This is a genomic window from uncultured Tenacibaculum sp., assembly GCF_947504135.1.
In the GTDB taxonomy this organism is placed as follows: domain Bacteria; phylum Bacteroidota; class Bacteroidia; order Flavobacteriales; family Flavobacteriaceae; genus Polaribacter.
On sequence record NZ_CANNGG010000004.1, the window covers coordinates 125,818 to 142,526 of the forward strand.

The following is a 16,709-nucleotide window of genomic DNA, read 5'->3' on the forward strand; positions in this document are numbered from 1 at the left end:
AATTAAAAAACGTACAAAGGTACGAGTTTAAAAATTCAGTTGGTCTTTAATTTTGTAATGTTTTTGTTGTGGATTACTCTTAATTATTAGCTCACCTAAGAAGCCTGCTAAAAACATAAGAGTTCCTAAAATCATTGAAGTTAAGGCTATGTAAAACCAAGGGTTATTTGTAACTAGTATTGCTTTTACTCCCACAGTTAGGTGGTAAATTTTCATCACTCCAATAAAAAAAGCAGACAAGAATCCGAAAATAAACATTAAGGTTCCCCATAAACCAAAAAAGTGCATAGGGCGTTTTCCAAACTTAGATAAAAAGGAAATAGTAATTAAGTCTAGAAAACCGTTTACAAAACGATCCATACCAAACTTGGTAACTCCATATTTACGAGCTTGATGTTGTACTACTTTTTCATCAATACGATTAAAGCCTTCATTTTTAGCTAAAACAGGAATGTAACGGTGCATTTCTCCGCTTACTTTTACCGCTTTTACCACTTCATTTTTATAAGCTTTTAATCCACAATTAAAATCGTGTAATTTTAATCCTGATGTTTTACGAGCCGCCCAATTGAATAACTTTGATGGAATATTTTTCGTTACAACATTATCGTAGCGCTTTTTCTTCCACCCAGAAATTAAATCGAAGTTATCTTCTGTAATGAGTTTATATAATTCAGGAATTTCATCTGGACTGTCTTGTAAGTCTGCATCCATGGTGATAACCACTCGTCCTTTTGCTAAGCCAAAACCAGCATCTAACGCTTGTGATTTTCCGTAGTTTTTTTGAAAACGAATTCCTTTAACTGATTTGTTTTTAGCTGATAACTCTTCAATAACACTCCAAGAAGTATCTGTGCTACCATCATCTATAAAAATGAGTTCGTATAAAAACTGATTGGATTGCATGACATTTGCAATCCAATCGTGTAATTCGTGTAAAGACTCTTCTTCATTAAGAAGAGGTATTACTACCGATATATCCATATAATTAGTTCAAAATTTATCAGGTAAAGTTACGAAGTATTACTTTTATGTAAAACTTTAACCTGTTTAAACTATGTTTTAATATTGTTCTTCTTCTGTTTTTTTCATGATAGCGCCTCCAATTGCAGAAATGATAAATCCGAAGAAAGCTGAAACAACTAAAGACACCGGAATAGTTATTATAGGGCTACTAAATTTTTCAGCCATAGCTTCTGAAGCTTCAATTTGTTCATCGTTCATACCTGCATCTAACCATGCTTGTTTTTGTACTTCCATCATTTGAGCTTGAAAATCTGGCTCAATAACATTTGTAAATAATAATGTGTAAACGGTAGTAATTACAGCACTAATAACAGCAATACCAACTCCTACTTTTAAAGCTTGCCCAAAGGTTAAAAACCCGCCATTATAGGTTTTAAACTTTTTGATTCCTAGAATGATGATAGCAACCATTGCTACAAAGCTAATGATTCCACTTAACCAGCCAAATTTGATTAAGGTACCTGTTGCATAAAATGCTAAGTGAATAAAAACTCCAATAATACCTAGATATAATCCGTAGTTTAAAATTGTGCTTTTGCTGTTTGCTTGATTTTCCATTGTGTAATTTTAGTTAGTGATACAAATATATTCTTTTTTAATGTTACGTTTATTTAATACTGCTAAAAGCAAAAAATAAGAGCAACAACCTATTAGTATTCAAAAACTTAGAAATGTTACAGATTTTTTATGCAAATTTTGTTGTTTTTTACGGAAAAATCGTTGTAAATTTGCACAGGCAAGTCCTACACAACCAGCTCCCTTTGAATCCCCCAGGGCGGGAACGCAGCAAGGGTATTAGGTCGTAGCGGTGTGATGTAGGTAGCTTGCCTTTTTTTGTACCCAAAAGTTTCGTTTATTTTTCCTCTTCATTTAAATTAAAACCACTTCTAGGGTGATGTAATTCAACCACTTCTTTAAGATAGCTATTGTCTAAATGGACATAAATTTCGGTTGTCGTAATGCTTTCATGCCCCAATAATTGTTGAATAACACGTAAATCTGCTCCGTTTTTTAGTAAATAAGTAGCAAAAGAGTGTCGTAATGTGTGTGGACCAATACTTTTTTTAAGATTGATTTTTTGAGCTAATTCTTTTAAAATAATAAAAATCATTTGACGGGTTAGCTTATTACCTCTTCTATTTAGAAAAACAGTGTCTTCATCTTCCTTTTTAGGAGTGATTTGAGATCTGATTTCATTAATATAGAAGTTCAATCGATGAATAGTGGTAATATGAATAGGTACAAAACGGTATTTATTTCCTTTTCCAAGAACTTGAATATAGCCTTCATCAAAAAACAAATCAGAGAGTTGTAAATTGATTAATTCGCTTACACGGAGTCCGCAACTGTAAATAGTTTCTATAATGGTTTTATTGCGTTCTCCTTGAGGATGACTTAAATCGATAGCAGCAATTAACTTATCTATATCTTCTTTTTCTAACGTATCAGGAAGTTTCCTTGTAATGTTCGGGCTTTCAATTAAATCGGTTGGGTTGTCTTTTCGATAGTCTTCAAAAACTAAATAATCAAAAAAACTACGAAGACCAGAAATTAACCGAGCTTGACTACGAGCATTGATACTTTTACTAGTTTCATAGATGAATTGCTGAATAGTTTCTGTAGTTATATGAATTGGAGAAGGAGCGTTTTCTAGATTTTCTACAAACAAAGAAAGTTTATTTATATCTCTTTTATAACTATCTATAGAGTTTTTTGAAAGGCCTCTTTCAATTTTTAAAAAGTTAGTATAGTCGTATGTAGTTTGTTTCCAGTTCATTAATAAAAAAAGATGTTTTTTTAAAAAAAAAATATTTTAAGAATAAAAATACAGTTATTTTTGCTGCTCAAACTTAAAATTATAAATTTAAAAATTATGAAAAAATTATTATTAGTAATTGCTATGGTAGCTGCAGGTTTTACAGCTAATGCACAAGAGGCTAACGGGCAAACAGCAAAAGGAAAGTGGGTTATTGAAGCTAATACAGGCTCAGCAACTACAGGAAATACATCTTTCTCTTTAGCAACATCAAACGGAAATACAGAATGGAGTATAGGTTTAGATGGTGGTTATTTTGTAGCTGATGATTTAGCTGTTAAAGCAGGTCTTGGTTATAGAGATAATGGTTTTGCTGATGCATTTGCATATAAGATTGGTGCAGAGTATTATATCGGAAGTCAGTTTCCTGTAAGTGTAGATTTTACAGGTGATACTAACTCTGATTTAAAATGGTTAGGATTACAAGCTGGTTATGCTTGGTTCTTAGGAGAAAACGTAAGTTTAAAACCAGCCGTTAGATATAATGTTGGTTTAGATGATCAAGATGGTGTATTCCAAGGGGTTGTAGGATTTGCTTTATATTTCTAAGAAGTACCTTAAAATAAACTATAAAAAGGAAGCAAAATTGCTTCCTTTTTTTATACAAGAAAGTTAAAAAGAGTATTTTTACTTTAGAAAATATTAAGGATGAAAAAAATAATTATAATAAACGGACCTAACTTAAATTTATTAGGAAAACGAGAGCCAACTATTTACGGTTCAAATTCTTTTGAAGACTTTTTTAAAGATTTGAAAAACAAATATACCACTGTAGAATTAGAGTATTTTCAGTCGAATATAGAAGGTGAGTTAATAAATAAATTACACGAAGTTGGTTTTGATTATGATGGAGTCATACTTAATGCTGCCGCTTACACACATACCTCTGTAGGTATTGGAGATGCTGTTAAGGCAATTGAAACTCCAGTGGTTGAAGTGCATATTTCTAACATACATGCAAGAGAGGATTTTCGACATGTAAGTTATATCGCCCCGAATGCAAAAGGAGTTCTTTTCGGATTTGGTTTACAAGGGTATGAATTAGCGCTTCAAAGTTTTTTGTAGATACCAATAACGAACTCCTAATAGTATAAATAAAGGAATCATAGGGTAGGTGTATAGTTGTATTTTAGTAAACCATATTATAGGAATAAGGAGTAAAAAAACTAATAAAACTAAACAGTATTTACGAATCCACATAGGTGGTTCTTTTTTTAACAAGAAAAAAGCTACTATTATATTTGGAGCAAATGCCCATAAAAAATTAAAATTATTTGGTGCTGTTGAATGATTGGTGAAAAACCATAAGAATACAATTAATAACCCTAAAATTCCTGTTGTAAAAAACAACGTAAAGTCAAGCCATTTACTTCTTTTTGAGTTTTTTATGTCTTTATAGGTGATAAAAAGTCCTAATAAAAGGAAAAGTATTATTGCTAAAAACGGACTAAAAACGTCACTTTTTGATTTTTTTTCTTCAAAATCTAGTAAAATGTTTATTTTTTGAACTAAATCTTCTTCTTTATTTCCTTTGATGATTTTTGAAGCCTTTAAAGCTTCAAAAACATAATCAGGGAGGTATAAATATTCTGAAGCAGTGGCTGTTTTGTCTAGTTTACTTCCTAATGCTATATTGATTCCTAAGCTTCCCCACGTATTCGGGTTGATTTCTTTATTCATTAATTGTCTCAGAGATAAATCTTCTGAAACAAAATCATCTTTAAAAAGTAAACTGTCACCTATTACTTTTTGGATGATATCACGAGGTCTGGTAGCGCAATTGTCAAAAAATGGATCGTAGAAGTAGCTTGCGTTTTCAGGAAGCGCATTGTTTTCTAAAAATTTAAAAAACTCATTTTTTTGTAGCTGTGTTAAGTTTAAAACTTGTTCTTTAATCCAACGACCATCTTGTTGTGCGCTTTTTAAGGATAAATAAAATGGATAGCGTGCCAATTTATATTTCATAAATCCTTTTGTAAAATTGATATAAAAGTTAGGGTCTTCAAAATCGAAAATACCGTAGTTATAGATTAAATCAATTTGTAAAACAGGATCTTTTACACGAACCGCTGTGTGCCCAAATTTTTCATATAAAGCTTCTCCTGGTCCTGAAGTAATTACACTTATTTGTGAAAATTTAGATAAAGTTAAAGTATTGGTGTTTTGAGAAATTCCTACGGTAATACTTAATAAAGTAAGTAAAATGAAAGCAAATTTTTTTATCATCATAAAAAGCTAAACTACATGAGTGTTTTACAAATATCATAAAACCGATTCATATAGTTATGAATTTTTAGGTTAATGTTTAATTCCAATAGTTTCCTCTATAAATTGAGCAATGCGTTTTTCTAACCAGTCATTTTCAGTATTGGTAAAAGATGATATAAAACCAACATGTCCTCCATAATTAGGTGTTAACAAGTAAAAGTTCTTCATGTTTTTAGCTTCTTTTGAAGGAAAGCACTCTTTTGATAAAAAACTATCGTTTAAAGCATTTATAAGTAATGTTGGGACTTTTATTTCAGGAATAAAAGGTTTTGAGCTTGCTTTTTGCCAATAGTCTTCAGAACTTTCGAAACCAAAGACAGGAACTGTGTATTGTTTTTCTAAGTGACGAAACTTACTTGCTTTAAATAACAATTCTTTGTTGAGTTTAAAATCAGGAAATTTTTCAGCTTTTTTTAGAAGTTTTAATTTCATTGTTTTTAAAAACTCATTCAGGTATATTTTGTTTTTTAGCTTGTTTAATTCAGCTTGTGAAGAGGTTAAATCGACGGGGACAGAAACAGCTACACCTCCTTTTACTTCTGAAGGAATGTCGCTAAATTCACCCAAATATTTCAACGTTAGGTTTCCTCCTAAACTAAATCCGACAAGAATAATTTCATCATAACTGTAATTTTTATTAAGATATTTGATGATAAAATCAACATCATCAGTTTTACCACTGTGGTATGTTCCTAAAAGTAAATTGTCTTCACCGCTGCAGCCTCTCAGGTTCATGCAGACAGTATCAAACCCTTTTTTATTAAGGTAATTAGAAGTGGTAATCATATAGTTTGATTGTGAACTCCCTTCTAATCCATGAATTAACAATACTAAGCTTTTTGAACCTACCAATGAAAAATCTAAATCTATAAAATCAGCATCCCAAGTTGTTACTCTTGTTCGGTCATACACAATTGTGTTTTTCATGAACAAAGGACGATATATTGTGTTAAAATGTCCGTTCTTAAAAGGTAGGCTGGGTGAAAATATGTCTGAAATAATTGGCATAATACTGCGTTATAGCATTTATAACAAATATGACAAAAAATAGCTAAAATATAAAACTCATCAAATGATTTCTTATTTTAGCTGTAAATTATGAAACACTATGAATATCAAAAAATACATTCCAAATTTATTGACTTTAGGAAACTTGTTATGTGGTACCATTGCTACTGTTTTTGCTATTAAAGGAGACTTTTTTGCAACGGCAATTTTAGTAATGACAGGAATTCTTTTTGATTTTTTTGATGGGTTTGCAGCACGTATGTTAAATGTACAAGGTGAACTAGGAAAACAATTAGATAGTTTAGCAGATATGGTAACGAGTGGTGTAGTACCTGGAATTGTGATGATGCAAATGTTGGTAAATGCTTTTGATGTTGATGCTGTTGGTTACTTTGGCGTTGATACATACGGAGCTACCGGTAGTAACTTGCCATATTTAGGGTTGATATTAACACTAGGAGCTGGGTATCGTTTAGCTAAGTTTAATATCGACGAACGTCAATCGGATAGTTTTATTGGTGTACCAACACCAGCAATGAGTTTATTTGTAATTTCATTGCCATTAATAGCTCAGTTTGATAAAGAATCTTTTTTTATAGGTTTGATAGAAAATCAATATTTTTTATTGACTATAACTGCATTATTTACATATTTGATGAATGCTGAAATTCCGTTATTTTCTTTAAAGTTTAAAAACTTTTATTTTAAAGATAATGTGATAAAATATGTGTTTTTAGTTTTATCTGTAGTGTTAATTATCACCTTAAAGATAGTTGCAGTACCTATGATTATTCTTTCATATATAGTGTTGTCTCTTGTAAATAATTCGGATAAAAAACTTTCGTCAAAATAATATAGAAAAACTACCAAATAAAGGAGTGAAGTCATAAAAAAAACCACGTTGTTCACAACGTGGTTTTTTGTATTAATTACTTTTTTCAGGATCATAAATATCCATTATAAAATGGTAGTTATCTAAGGATAATTTATCTTCTGCAAAAGGTTTACTTATATGTTTGTTTTTTGAATAGTCTCCGCCTTTGAAGATGTCCCAATTTTCATTGTTTCTATTCGTTAATATAACTTTATCAGTGTCTATTTCAAAATTACACCAATCGTTATAGTTAGCTATTTTACTGTAACTGTGATCAGAAACTTTAATGTTTCCTTTCACATCTATATTTTTAATATCAATACAGATATTGCAAAAATCAACAAAGTTTGTCTGATCAGAAGGGATAACAAGGAAAGAACTAGTATTTCCCTTTTTTCTGTATAGTTTGAATCCTTCTTTTAAATTGTGATTATGATAAACTTCTGAAAAAGATGCTAGAATTTCATCTTCTTTAGCACTTTCAATTATAAAATGATTCTGAGTAATGGGTTGATTGTTCTCAAAATTCTTCTTTTTTAACTCAAAATCTTTTCCAAGATATACTTTACGAACTGTTTCATCTTCTGCCAACTCTTCAGGGGTACCTTCTTTTAAAATACCACCATTGTACATTAAATAGGTTCTATCAGTAATAGCTAAGGTAGCTTGTACATCGTGATCGGTAATTAAAATACCGATGTTTTTATTCTTTAATTGAGCAACGATTCCTTGAATATCCTCTACGGCAATAGGATCTACACCTGCAAAAGGCTCATCTAATAAAATAAATTTAGGATCAGAAGCTAAACAACGAGCTATTTCTGTTCTACGACGTTCTCCACCAGATAATAAGTCACCACGGTTTTTACGAACATGACCTAAACTAAATTCATCAATTAATTCTTCTAAGCGTTGTTTTCTTTCAGCTTTGGTTCTGTTTGTAAATTCTAAAACAGACATAATATTATCTTCAACAGATAATTTTCTAAAAACAGAAGCTTCTTGCGCTAAATAACCAATTCCTTTTTGAGCACGTTTGTACATGGCATCGGTAGTTATTTCTTCATCGTCTAAAAATATATGACCGTCATTTGGCTTAATCATACCAACAATCATATAAAAAGAAGTTGTTTTTCCTGCTCCGTTAGGACCTAGTAATCCGATAATTTCACCTTGCTCTACCTCTAAAGAAATACCTTTTACAACTTTTCTGTTACCGTAAACTTTTTGTATGTTATCTGCTCTTAATTTCATTTCTTATAGTTGAAAGTGGAATTATTTAAAAGTGTAAAAGTAACAAAACAGTTTCTTAAAATCCTCTTAAACAATTGCACGATAAAGTTAAGCTTCGTTTTCTAAAGCTTCCCAAAACTCTACAGCTCTTCGTAAATGAGGAATAACAATGGTTCCGCCTACCAAAGTGGCAATACTCATAGTTTCCATCATTTCTTCTTTGGTAACGCCATTTTTATACGCAGTTTCTAAATGATAAGCAATACAATCATCGCAACGTAATACAGCAGAAGCAACCAAACCTAATAATTCTTTGGTTTTTACTGACAAATGACCTTCTGCATAAGCATTAGTGTCTAAATTAAAAATACGTTTGATTACTTTATTATCTGACGCTAGAATTTTATCGTTCATTTTTGAACGATATTCATTAAACTCTTGGACTTTTTGTGACATTCTTTTGTTGTTTTTTTATTACAAACTTTGATATATGAATACTAATTTCATATAAAATCATGATAGGAACCGATACAATTATTTGACTAGCTACATCAGGAGGTGTTATAATTGCTGATAAAATCAACACAACAACTAATGCATGTTTACGGTATTTTCGTAAAAACTCAGGAGTAATCAATCCTATTTTAGAGAGGAAATAAATTACTACAGGCAACTCAAAAAATACAGCAACACCTATTAGAGTATTGGTTATTAAACTTATATAAGCATCTACTTTAAAGTTATTTTGGATAGCATCTGATATTTCAAAATTGTAAAAGAAATAAACAGACATTGGTAAAATAACGTAATAGCTAAATAAAACTCCTAAGAAAAATAAGAAAGAGGAAGTTAAAATAAATCCTTTAGATTTCTTTCTTTCATTTTGATGAAGACCAGGAGCTATAAAACGCCATATTTCCCATAAAACATACGGAAAAGCAACCACAAAACCTAAAATTAGCGAAGACCAAATTCCCGTCATTAATTGCTGAGTAGGGTTTAAAGCTTGTAGTGTTTGGTTAAAACTTATGTTGCAAAAACTACTATCAATTCCTATGGCAGTAAATGTTTTACAGAAGAATTCATAGGTAGCAAAATCAGGTTTTAAATGTGCTAATAATATTTCATTGAATACAAAATTGATATTCGCAAAAATGACGATAGCTACTACAAAAATTGCAGTAAAACTTCTAACTAAATGCCATCTTAACTCTTCAAGATGATCTAAAAAAGACATTTCTTTTTCTGCCATATTAGAAAACTTCGTGTTTAATTAATATTAATATGTGTACTGTTTTTGTATAGCTATAGTTATCTTTAAACTTAACAATAAAGTTACAATACTCGTAAAATAGCTATTTAATAATTTTGCTAAATTAGCAATAGTATTACTTTTTAAAAGTATAGTTTCTTTTGCGATTGAGAGAGTAGCACTTGCGTCTTTCAAGTTAAAAAAGTTTTAAGAAATTTTAAATTGTAAAAATAGGAATATTTAGGAAGAAAATCTTTTTAATAAAAAGAAAGTTTCGGCTGTTTATTGTTAGGATTTTTTGTAAATTAGTTCTCGTTTTTAATTTTTGATATTAGAAGATGAATAAAGAGCAGACGGATTTATATGGATCATTAAAAAAGATCTTCGGGTTTAATAAGTTCAAAGGGCTACAGGAAGCTGTAGTGAATAGTGTGTTAGAAAATCATAACACATTTGTAATCATGCCAACAGGGGGAGGTAAATCGCTGTGTTACCAATTACCAGCACTAATGAAAGAAGGTACAGCTATTGTAATTTCACCTTTAATTGCCTTGATGAAGAATCAGGTAGATGCTATTAGAGGAATTTCTGAAAATCATGGAATAGCTCATGTATTAAACTCATCCTTGAACAAATCGGAGATTGCCCAAGTAAAATCTGATATCGAATCGGGAATTACCAAGTTATTGTACGTAGCTCCTGAATCTTTAATTAAAGAAGAGTACGCGGAGTTTTTAAGAAGACAAAAAATATCATTTGTAGCTATTGATGAAGCGCACTGTATATCTGAATGGGGACATGACTTTAGACCTGAGTATAGAAATCTGAGAAATATTATTAAACAGATTGATAATGTACCAATTATTGGTTTAACTGCAACTGCAACAGAGAAAGTACAAGAAGACATTCTTAAAACTCTTGGAATGTCAGATGCAAATGTGTTTAAAGCATCTTTCAACAGATCAAATTTATTCTACGAAGTTAGACCTAAGACTAAAGATGTAGAAAAAGACATTATTCGCTTTATAAAACAACGACTAGGAAAGTCAGGTATTATTTACTGTTTGAGTCGTAAAAAAGTGGAAGAAATAGCGCAAATTTTACAAGTTAACGGAATTAATGCTGTTCCTTACCATGCAGGTTTAGACGCAAAAACACGTGTAAAGCATCAAGACATGTTCTTAATGGAAGATTGTGATGTTGTAGTAGCTACGATTGCTTTTGGTATGGGAATTGATAAACCAGATGTTCGTTTTGTAATACACCACGACATTCCTAAAAGTTTAGAGAGTTATTATCAAGAAACTGGTAGAGCAGGACGTGATGGAGGAGAAGGTTATTGTTTAACTTTTTATTCGTACAAGGATATCGAAAAGCTTGAGAAGTTTATGGCGAACAAGCCTGTTGCTGAACAAGAAGTTGGACATGCTCTATTACAAGAAGTTGTAGGGTACGCTGAAACATCAATGAACAGGCGTAAGTATTTACTGCATTATTTTGGAGAAGAATTTGATGAAGTAAATGGAGAAGGCGCTGATATGGATGATAATATGCGAAATCCTAAGAAGAAACACGAAGCCAAAGATGAAGTAGTTACCTTATTAACTGTTATTAGAGATACAAGTGAAATGTATAAGCCAAAAGAAATTGTAAATACAATTATTGGTAAAGAAAATGCATTGTTGAAGTCTCACAAAACAAATATTCAACCTTTTTTTGGTATTGGTAAAGATAAAGATAATCATTACTGGATGGCTTTAATTCGTCAAGTATTAGTGGCAGATTTAATTAAGAAAGAAATAGAACAGTATGGAGTTTTAAAATTAACAAAAGAAGGTAAAGAGTTTATAAAAAATCCGTCATCATTTATGATGACAGAAAATCATGTTTATAAAACAGCAGATGATGGTACCATTATTACCAATGAAAAATCAGCAGGAGGAGTAGATGATAAATTGGTAGTAATGCTAAAAGATTTAAGAAAGAAAGTAGGGAAACGTTTAGGAGTTCCTCCTTTTGCGGTTTTTCAAGACCCATCTTTAGATGATATGGCATTAAAATACCCTGTAACATTAGATGAGTTGGCAAAAGTTCATGGTGTTGGTGAGGGTAAAGCCAAAAAATATGGTAAAGATTTCGTTGCGCTTATTTCAAAATATGTGGAAGACAACGATATTATGCGTCCTGATGATTTAATAGTAAAAAGTACTGGAGTTAATTCTGGATTAAAGTTATACATCATTCAAAATACTGATAGAAAATTGCCTTTAGAAGATATTGCTAAGTCTAAAGGTTTAGAAATGTCTGAATTAATAAAGGAGATGGAAGCTATTGTGTTTTCGGGAACTAAACTTAATATTGATTATGCAGTAGATGATTTACTTGATGAGGATCAGCAGGAAGAAATTTATGATTATTTTATGGAAGCTGAGACAGATAAAATTCAAGAAGCCTTGGATGAGTTTGATGGAGATTATGACGATGATGAATTACGATTAATGCGTATTAAATTTACCAGTGAAATAGCCAACTAAAAAATTTAACAATATGCAAGCAAGTACTTACTTACATTTTAACGGAAACTGCAAAGAAGCAATGACTTTTTATGCGGATGTTTTAGGTGGTGAAACGACAATGTTGATGCAATTTAAAGATGCTCCAGAAGAAGTTTGTAAAAACATTCCTGAAGAAGCAATGGAACTAACAATGCATTGTACTGTAGAAGCAGGAGGTTTCTCTATTATGGGGTCTGATTTTTTAAATGAAAAAGAAGCATTTACAAAAGGAAATAACTTTGCAGTAAGTATAAATACTGAAGACGAAGATGAAGCAGTTGCTGTTTTTAATGGACTTTCTTCTGATGGGGCTTTTGTTATGATGCCTTTTGAAAACGCTTTTTGGGGAGGTAAGTTTGGAATGTTAAAAGATAAGTATGGTGTAAATTGGATGGTGTCTTTAGAAGAACAAATAGCGTAATGAACCCTAAAGTAACACAATATATATTAGATAAAAATAATTGGACGCAAGAGCTAAATCTCTTGCGTTCTGTTTTTATGGATCTTCCTGTTGAAGAAACTATTAAATGGGGAGCACCTGTTTATGTCCATAAAGGAAAAAATATTGTAGGATTATCTGCTTTTAAAAACTACTGTGGATTATGGTTTTTTCAGGGGAGTTTTTTAGTTGATAAAGAAAAAGTATTGGTAAATGCTCAAGAAGGAAAAACACAAGCAATGCGTCAATGGCGATTTAATCAATTAGATGAAATTAATATAGATTTGATTAAAGAGTACGTATTAGAAGCTATTAAAAACTCTGAAGAAGGAAAAGAATTAAAACCTAAAAAGAATACGAAATCTTTAATTATTCCTAAGGAGTTACAGTTAGAATTGGATAAAAATAATAGATTAAAAGAAACTTTTAACGAATTTTCTTTGAGTAAGCAAAGAGAGTTTATCAATTATATTTCTGAAGCAAAAAGAGTAGCGACCAAAGAAAAACGGCTTGAAAAAATAATTCCGATGATACTAAACGGTATAGGATTGTATGATAAGTATAAAAATTGTTAGTTAATTGTAATCTTATCAATTGTAGCAGTTGAGTCACAACGTATAACATATAAGTCAATGTGACTTAAGCTATCTTTTCCAGTTATAAAATACTCTGCACAAGGTTTTAAACGAGGTTTACTTTTTCCAAAATCTACATCACCATTATTCAAAATAGTAGAAATGGTAGTAGTATCAATCTTTGAAGTAGCTAATATTTGTTGAGCGTTATCAGAAAACAAACGCTTTTTAATTCTAATAGTCTTTAAAGTACGAGCATCCATTCCATAATCGAAAGAAACATCTTTACCTTTCCAAATAAAAAGAACGACTAAACTACCTAAGGCAATCCCTATTAAATAATAACCAACACGTTTTAACCACTGCATAATTTAAAAATTGAAGTGCAAAAGTAAGTAAAATTGAACTATAAAATCAATAAATTAATATCTCTATAAGGAAGGTCAAACCAGTCAGCTACAGTTTTATTAGTTAAGATTCCATGGTAAAAGTACATGCCATTACGTAAACTTTTATCAAAACGAGCCGCATTTTCAAAACCTCCTTCTTCAGCTATTTCAAGTAGATAAGGAGTAAAGATATTGCTAATAGATACAGAAGCTGTTCTAGAATATCTAGAAGGAATGTTAGGGACACAATAATGTATCACTCCATGGTTAGAAAAAGTAGGTTTACTATGTGTGGTAACTTGAGAAGTTTCAAAACAGCCACCTCTATCAATGCTAACATCAACAATAACAGCACCATCTTTCATTTGTTCAATCATTTCTTCAGTAACAACCACAGGAGAGCGGTCTTTTCCTCTAATAGCTCCTATAGCAACATCACAGCGCATTAAAGCTTTTTGTAGGGTCTTGGGCTGAATTGTTGACGTATAAATAGGTGCTTGTACACATGATTGTAAATTACGAAGTTTTGTTATTGAGTTGTCAAAAACTTTAACTCTTGCACCCAGTCCAATTGCTGTTTTAGCTGCAAATTCTCCAACAGTTCCTGCACCTAAAATAACTACATCAGTTGGAGGAACTCCTCCTATATTTCCTAGTAATAAACCATTTCCTCCATTAGAAGCAGTCATAAGCTCAGCTGCAATGTGCATAGAAGCAATACCCGCAATTTCACTTAATGATTTTACTATAGGAAATACACCATGTTCATCTTTAATATAATCAAAAGCAATTGCTGTTACTCTTTTTTTAGCAAGAGCTTCAAAATATTTTTTGTTTTGAGTTTTTAATTGTAGAGCAGATATTAAAACCGTTTGAGGGTTTAACATCTGAATTTCTTCTAGAGACGGTGGTTCTACTTTTAGTACAATATTACAAGCAAAAGCTTCTTTGATGTCGTAGGATATTTTTGCACCAGCATCAGAATATTCTTGGTCACTATAATTAGCTCCTTCACCAGCACCAGTTTCAATTACAATTCTATGTCCGTGAGCTACTAATGCAGCAACAGCATCAGGAGATAAACTAATTCTTTTTTCTTCAAAATGAGTTTCTTTTGGTAACCCTATAAATAAATCTCCTTTTTGCTTTTTAATTTCAAGCATTTCGGTTTGTGGCATTAACTGCTCTTTGGTAAAAGGTGAAATAGAACCCATCTAAATTTAGTTAGTTTTTAATTGAATGTTTCGTTGCTCGTTTTCTAGCAAGCTAATTGATATTGAAACAGTATCTAAAGGTAGTAAATTTTTAACATTTTCAGGCCATTCAACTAAACACCAGTTATTGCTGTATAAATAGTCTTCAATCCCCATATCATAAGCTTCTTCTTCGTCTTTAATACGGTAAAAATCAAAATGATATACTGTTTCGTTTGAGTTGGTTTTGTACTCGTTAACCAAAGAAAAAGTAGGAGAATGGGCAATGTCTTCTACACCCAAAACTTTACATATTTCTTTAATTAATGTCGTTTTACCAACTCCCATTTCTCCATAAAAAAGTAATACTTTATGTTGGGAAGTAGCAATGATTTCTTTAGCTACAGCTGTCAACTCGCTAAGTGAATAATTTCTGTTCATAAGTAGCAAAAATAATGAAGTAATGTTTGTTAATAAAATTTACTTTTTCACTATTTTGGATTATAAACAGCACAAGGAATAATCATTTCTTCGAGTGAAACTCCTCCATGTTGATAAGTATTTTTATAATACTTTACAAAGTGATTATAATTGTTTGGATAAGCAAAAAACAAATCTTCTTTTGTAAATATAAAAGGGCTATTAATAGCTATTGAGGGTAAGAAAATATCTTTTGGGTTTTTAACCGCATATACATCTTTATCTTCATAGCTCAAACTTCTACCAGTTTTATATCGTAAGTTAGAACTGATGTTTTTATCACCAATAACTTTGGTAGGATGTTTACAATTTATAGTACCATGATCGGTTGTAATTATTAACTTTTGTCCTAATTTTTGTGCTTTTTGAATAATCTCATAAAGAGGCGAGTTTTTAAACCAGCTCACTGTTAAAGAACGATACGCTTTATCATCACCAGCAAGTTCTTTAATAACTTCCATTTCAGTTTTGGCATGCGAAAGCATATCAACAAAGTTATAAACTACAGTAGTAAGATCATTTTGTCGTGTTCCATTGTAGCTGTCAGCTAAGTCCTTCCCACTTTTTAAAGAAACTATTTTGTAATATTCATGTGTAATATTTAGACCTAAACGTTTTATTTGTTCATCTAAAAAATTAGCCTCAAATAAATTTTTTCCCCCTTCATCAATATCGTTTTTCCAATAGTCTGGATGTCTTTTTTCCATTTCAGAAGGCATTAATCCAGAAAATATAGCATTACGTGCATATTGAGTAGCTGTAGGTAATATACTATAATAAGAATGTTCTTCTTCTTTCTTGAAATAATTATTAATAAAAGGTTCTAAAACTCTGTATTGGTCATAACGGAGGTTATCAATCACTACCCATAAAACTCCCTGGCTTTTGGATAAATTAGGAACTATATAATCTTTAAATAAAGTGTGCGAAAATGTGGGTTTATCATCTCCTGTTAACCAATGTTGGTAATGCTTTTTAATGAACTTAAAAAATTGTGAGTTTGCTTCAGATTTCTGAGATTCTAAAATCTCTAACATCCCCGTGTCGTTGATGTTTTCTAGCTCAAGTTCCCAATGAACTAATTTTTTATAAAGTTCGGCCCATTCCTCATAAGAATTAACCATAGCTAAATCCATCGAAATTTTTCTAAACTCTTGTTGGTAATTTGAAGTGGTTTTTTCTGAAACTAAACGAGAATGATCCAAGTTCTTTTTTAAACTTAATAATATTTGATTCGGATTTACAGGTTTAATTAAATAATCAGCAATTTTAGACCCGATGGCTTCTTCCATAAGGTACTCTTCCTCACTTTTGGTAATCATTACTATAGGAAGATTAGGCTTTTTTTGCTTTATCTCAGATAGTGCTTCTAATCCTGTAATACCAGGCATGTTTTCATCTAAAAAAACAATATCAAAATTATTTTCACTAACCAAGTCAATAGCATCTGTACCATTAGTGCAGGTTGTAACTTTATAATCTTTTTTTTCTAAAAATAATATATGTGGTTTTAATAAATCTATTTCATCATCTACCCAAAGAATATGTATGTTTCTCATCATAATTTTCAACTTGTTTTCTACTTAAATAACGGTTAAAAG

Annotated in this window: 17 protein-coding genes, 1 other RNA gene and 1 pseudogene; 7 read left to right on the plus strand and 12 right to left on the minus strand. The window is 31.0% G+C overall.

Annotated elements, in window-relative coordinates; translation table 11 throughout:
- Nucleotides 1–27: 27 nt before the first annotated feature.
- Nucleotides 28–984, minus strand: coding sequence for a glycosyltransferase (locus tag Q0663_RS09510; protein WP_299010065.1), 957 nt, complete (start codon nt 982–984; stop codon nt 28–30).
- 78 nt (nt 985–1,062) lie between these two features.
- Nucleotides 1,063–1,584 (minus strand): DUF4199 domain-containing protein, encoded by a 522-nt coding sequence (locus Q0663_RS09515; RefSeq protein ID WP_299010068.1) that lies wholly within the window; start codon nt 1,582–1,584, stop codon nt 1,063–1,065.
- 176 nt (nt 1,585–1,760) lie between these two features.
- Here Q0663_RS09515 and ffs point away from each other — a divergent pair.
- Nucleotides 1,761–1,859, plus strand: an RNA gene (gene ffs / locus Q0663_RS09520) — signal recognition particle sRNA small type.
- A 20-nt stretch (nt 1,860–1,879) separates the two neighbouring features.
- Here ffs and Q0663_RS09525 read toward each other — a convergent pair.
- Complete coding sequence (locus Q0663_RS09525) at nt 1,880–2,803, minus strand: site-specific tyrosine recombinase (protein ID WP_299010071.1); 924 nt, start codon at nt 2,801–2,803, stop codon at nt 1,880–1,882.
- A gap of 96 nt (nt 2,804–2,899) precedes the next feature.
- On the opposite strand from Q0663_RS09525, the gene Q0663_RS09530 reads away from it, so the two are divergent.
- The gene (locus Q0663_RS09530; protein WP_299010074.1) at nt 2,900–3,391 is read left to right on the plus strand and encodes a hypothetical protein; all 492 of its coding nucleotides are present in this window, start codon (nt 2,900–2,902) and stop codon (nt 3,389–3,391) included.
- 99 nt (nt 3,392–3,490) lie between these two features.
- The gene (gene aroQ, locus Q0663_RS09535; RefSeq protein ID WP_299010077.1) at nt 3,491–3,907 is read left to right on the plus strand and encodes a type II 3-dehydroquinate dehydratase; all 417 of its coding nucleotides are present in this window, start codon (nt 3,491–3,493) and stop codon (nt 3,905–3,907) included.
- On the opposite strand, the gene Q0663_RS09540 is transcribed toward aroQ, so the two are convergent.
- Both Q0663_RS09540 and Q0663_RS09545 read right to left on the minus strand, forming a co-directional pair.
- Complete coding sequence (locus Q0663_RS09540; protein WP_299010080.1) at nt 3,884–5,071, minus strand: DUF4105 domain-containing protein; 1,188 nt, start codon at nt 5,069–5,071, stop codon at nt 3,884–3,886. The two genes, aroQ and Q0663_RS09540, sit on opposite strands and share 24 nt — an antisense overlap.
- Nucleotides 5,072–5,140: 69 nt before the next feature.
- Nucleotides 5,141–6,037 (minus strand): alpha/beta fold hydrolase, encoded by an 897-nt coding sequence (locus Q0663_RS09545; RefSeq protein WP_299010081.1) that lies wholly within the window; start codon nt 6,035–6,037, stop codon nt 5,141–5,143.
- Nucleotides 6,038–6,224: 187 nt separating this feature from the next.
- Here Q0663_RS09545 and Q0663_RS09550 point away from each other — a divergent pair, with 187 nt between their 5' ends.
- Nucleotides 6,225–6,971, plus strand: a complete 747-nt coding sequence (locus tag Q0663_RS09550; RefSeq protein WP_274634197.1) for a CDP-alcohol phosphatidyltransferase family protein — start codon at nt 6,225–6,227, stop codon at nt 6,969–6,971.
- Between the two features lie 549 nt (nt 6,972–7,520).
- Here Q0663_RS09550 and lptB read toward each other — a convergent pair.
- The 3 genes and pseudogenes from lptB to tatC all read right to left on the minus strand — a co-directional run.
- Nucleotides 7,521–8,246: pseudogene (gene lptB / locus Q0663_RS09555) on the minus strand (LPS export ABC transporter ATP-binding protein); the annotation flags it as partial.
- A gap of 87 nt (nt 8,247–8,333) precedes the next feature.
- Nucleotides 8,334–8,681, minus strand: a complete 348-nt coding sequence (locus Q0663_RS09560) for a carboxymuconolactone decarboxylase family protein (protein ID WP_299010084.1) — start codon at nt 8,679–8,681, stop codon at nt 8,334–8,336.
- Complete coding sequence (gene tatC, locus Q0663_RS09565; protein WP_299010088.1) at nt 8,656–9,477, minus strand: twin-arginine translocase subunit TatC; 822 nt, start codon at nt 9,475–9,477, stop codon at nt 8,656–8,658. Before tatC ends, Q0663_RS09560 begins: the two co-directional genes overlap by 26 nt.
- A 338-nt stretch (nt 9,478–9,815) precedes the next feature.
- Here tatC and Q0663_RS09570 point away from each other — a divergent pair, with 338 nt between their 5' ends.
- From Q0663_RS09570 to Q0663_RS09580, 3 genes are read left to right on the plus strand one after another with little or no spacing between them, the layout of a single operon-like run.
- Nucleotides 9,816–12,011, plus strand: a complete 2,196-nt coding sequence (locus tag Q0663_RS09570; protein ID WP_299010091.1) for an ATP-dependent DNA helicase RecQ — start codon at nt 9,816–9,818, stop codon at nt 12,009–12,011.
- Between the two features lie 13 nt (nt 12,012–12,024).
- Nucleotides 12,025–12,453, plus strand: coding sequence for a VOC family protein (locus Q0663_RS09575; RefSeq protein WP_299010093.1), 429 nt, complete (start codon nt 12,025–12,027; stop codon nt 12,451–12,453).
- Entirely contained in the window at nt 12,453–13,046 is a 594-nt protein-coding gene (locus Q0663_RS09580) for a DUF1801 domain-containing protein (protein WP_299010096.1), read from the plus strand. Before Q0663_RS09575 ends, Q0663_RS09580 begins: the two co-directional genes overlap by 1 nt.
- Here Q0663_RS09580 and Q0663_RS09585 read toward each other — a convergent pair.
- The 4 genes from Q0663_RS09585 to Q0663_RS09600 are packed head-to-tail and all read right to left on the minus strand — an operon-like array spanning nt 13,043 to nt 16,667.
- The gene (locus tag Q0663_RS09585; protein ID WP_047788752.1) at nt 13,043–13,414 is read right to left on the minus strand and encodes a DUF4258 domain-containing protein; all 372 of its coding nucleotides are present in this window, start codon (nt 13,412–13,414) and stop codon (nt 13,043–13,045) included. The genes Q0663_RS09580 and Q0663_RS09585 overlap by 4 nt on opposite strands.
- 38 nt (nt 13,415–13,452) lie before the next feature.
- The gene (locus Q0663_RS09590) at nt 13,453–14,649 is read right to left on the minus strand and encodes an alanine dehydrogenase (protein ID WP_047788753.1); all 1,197 of its coding nucleotides are present in this window, start codon (nt 14,647–14,649) and stop codon (nt 13,453–13,455) included.
- Between the two features lie 6 nt (nt 14,650–14,655).
- On the minus strand, nt 14,656–15,069 hold the full coding sequence (gene tsaE / locus Q0663_RS09595) for a tRNA (adenosine(37)-N6)-threonylcarbamoyltransferase complex ATPase subunit type 1 TsaE (RefSeq protein WP_299010120.1): 414 nt from the start codon (nt 15,067–15,069) through the stop codon (nt 14,656–14,658).
- 50 nt (nt 15,070–15,119) lie between these two features.
- Nucleotides 15,120–16,667, minus strand: coding sequence for a bifunctional response regulator/alkaline phosphatase family protein (locus tag Q0663_RS09600; RefSeq protein ID WP_299010732.1), 1,548 nt, complete (start codon nt 16,665–16,667; stop codon nt 15,120–15,122).
- Nucleotides 16,668–16,709 lie beyond the last annotated feature (42 nt).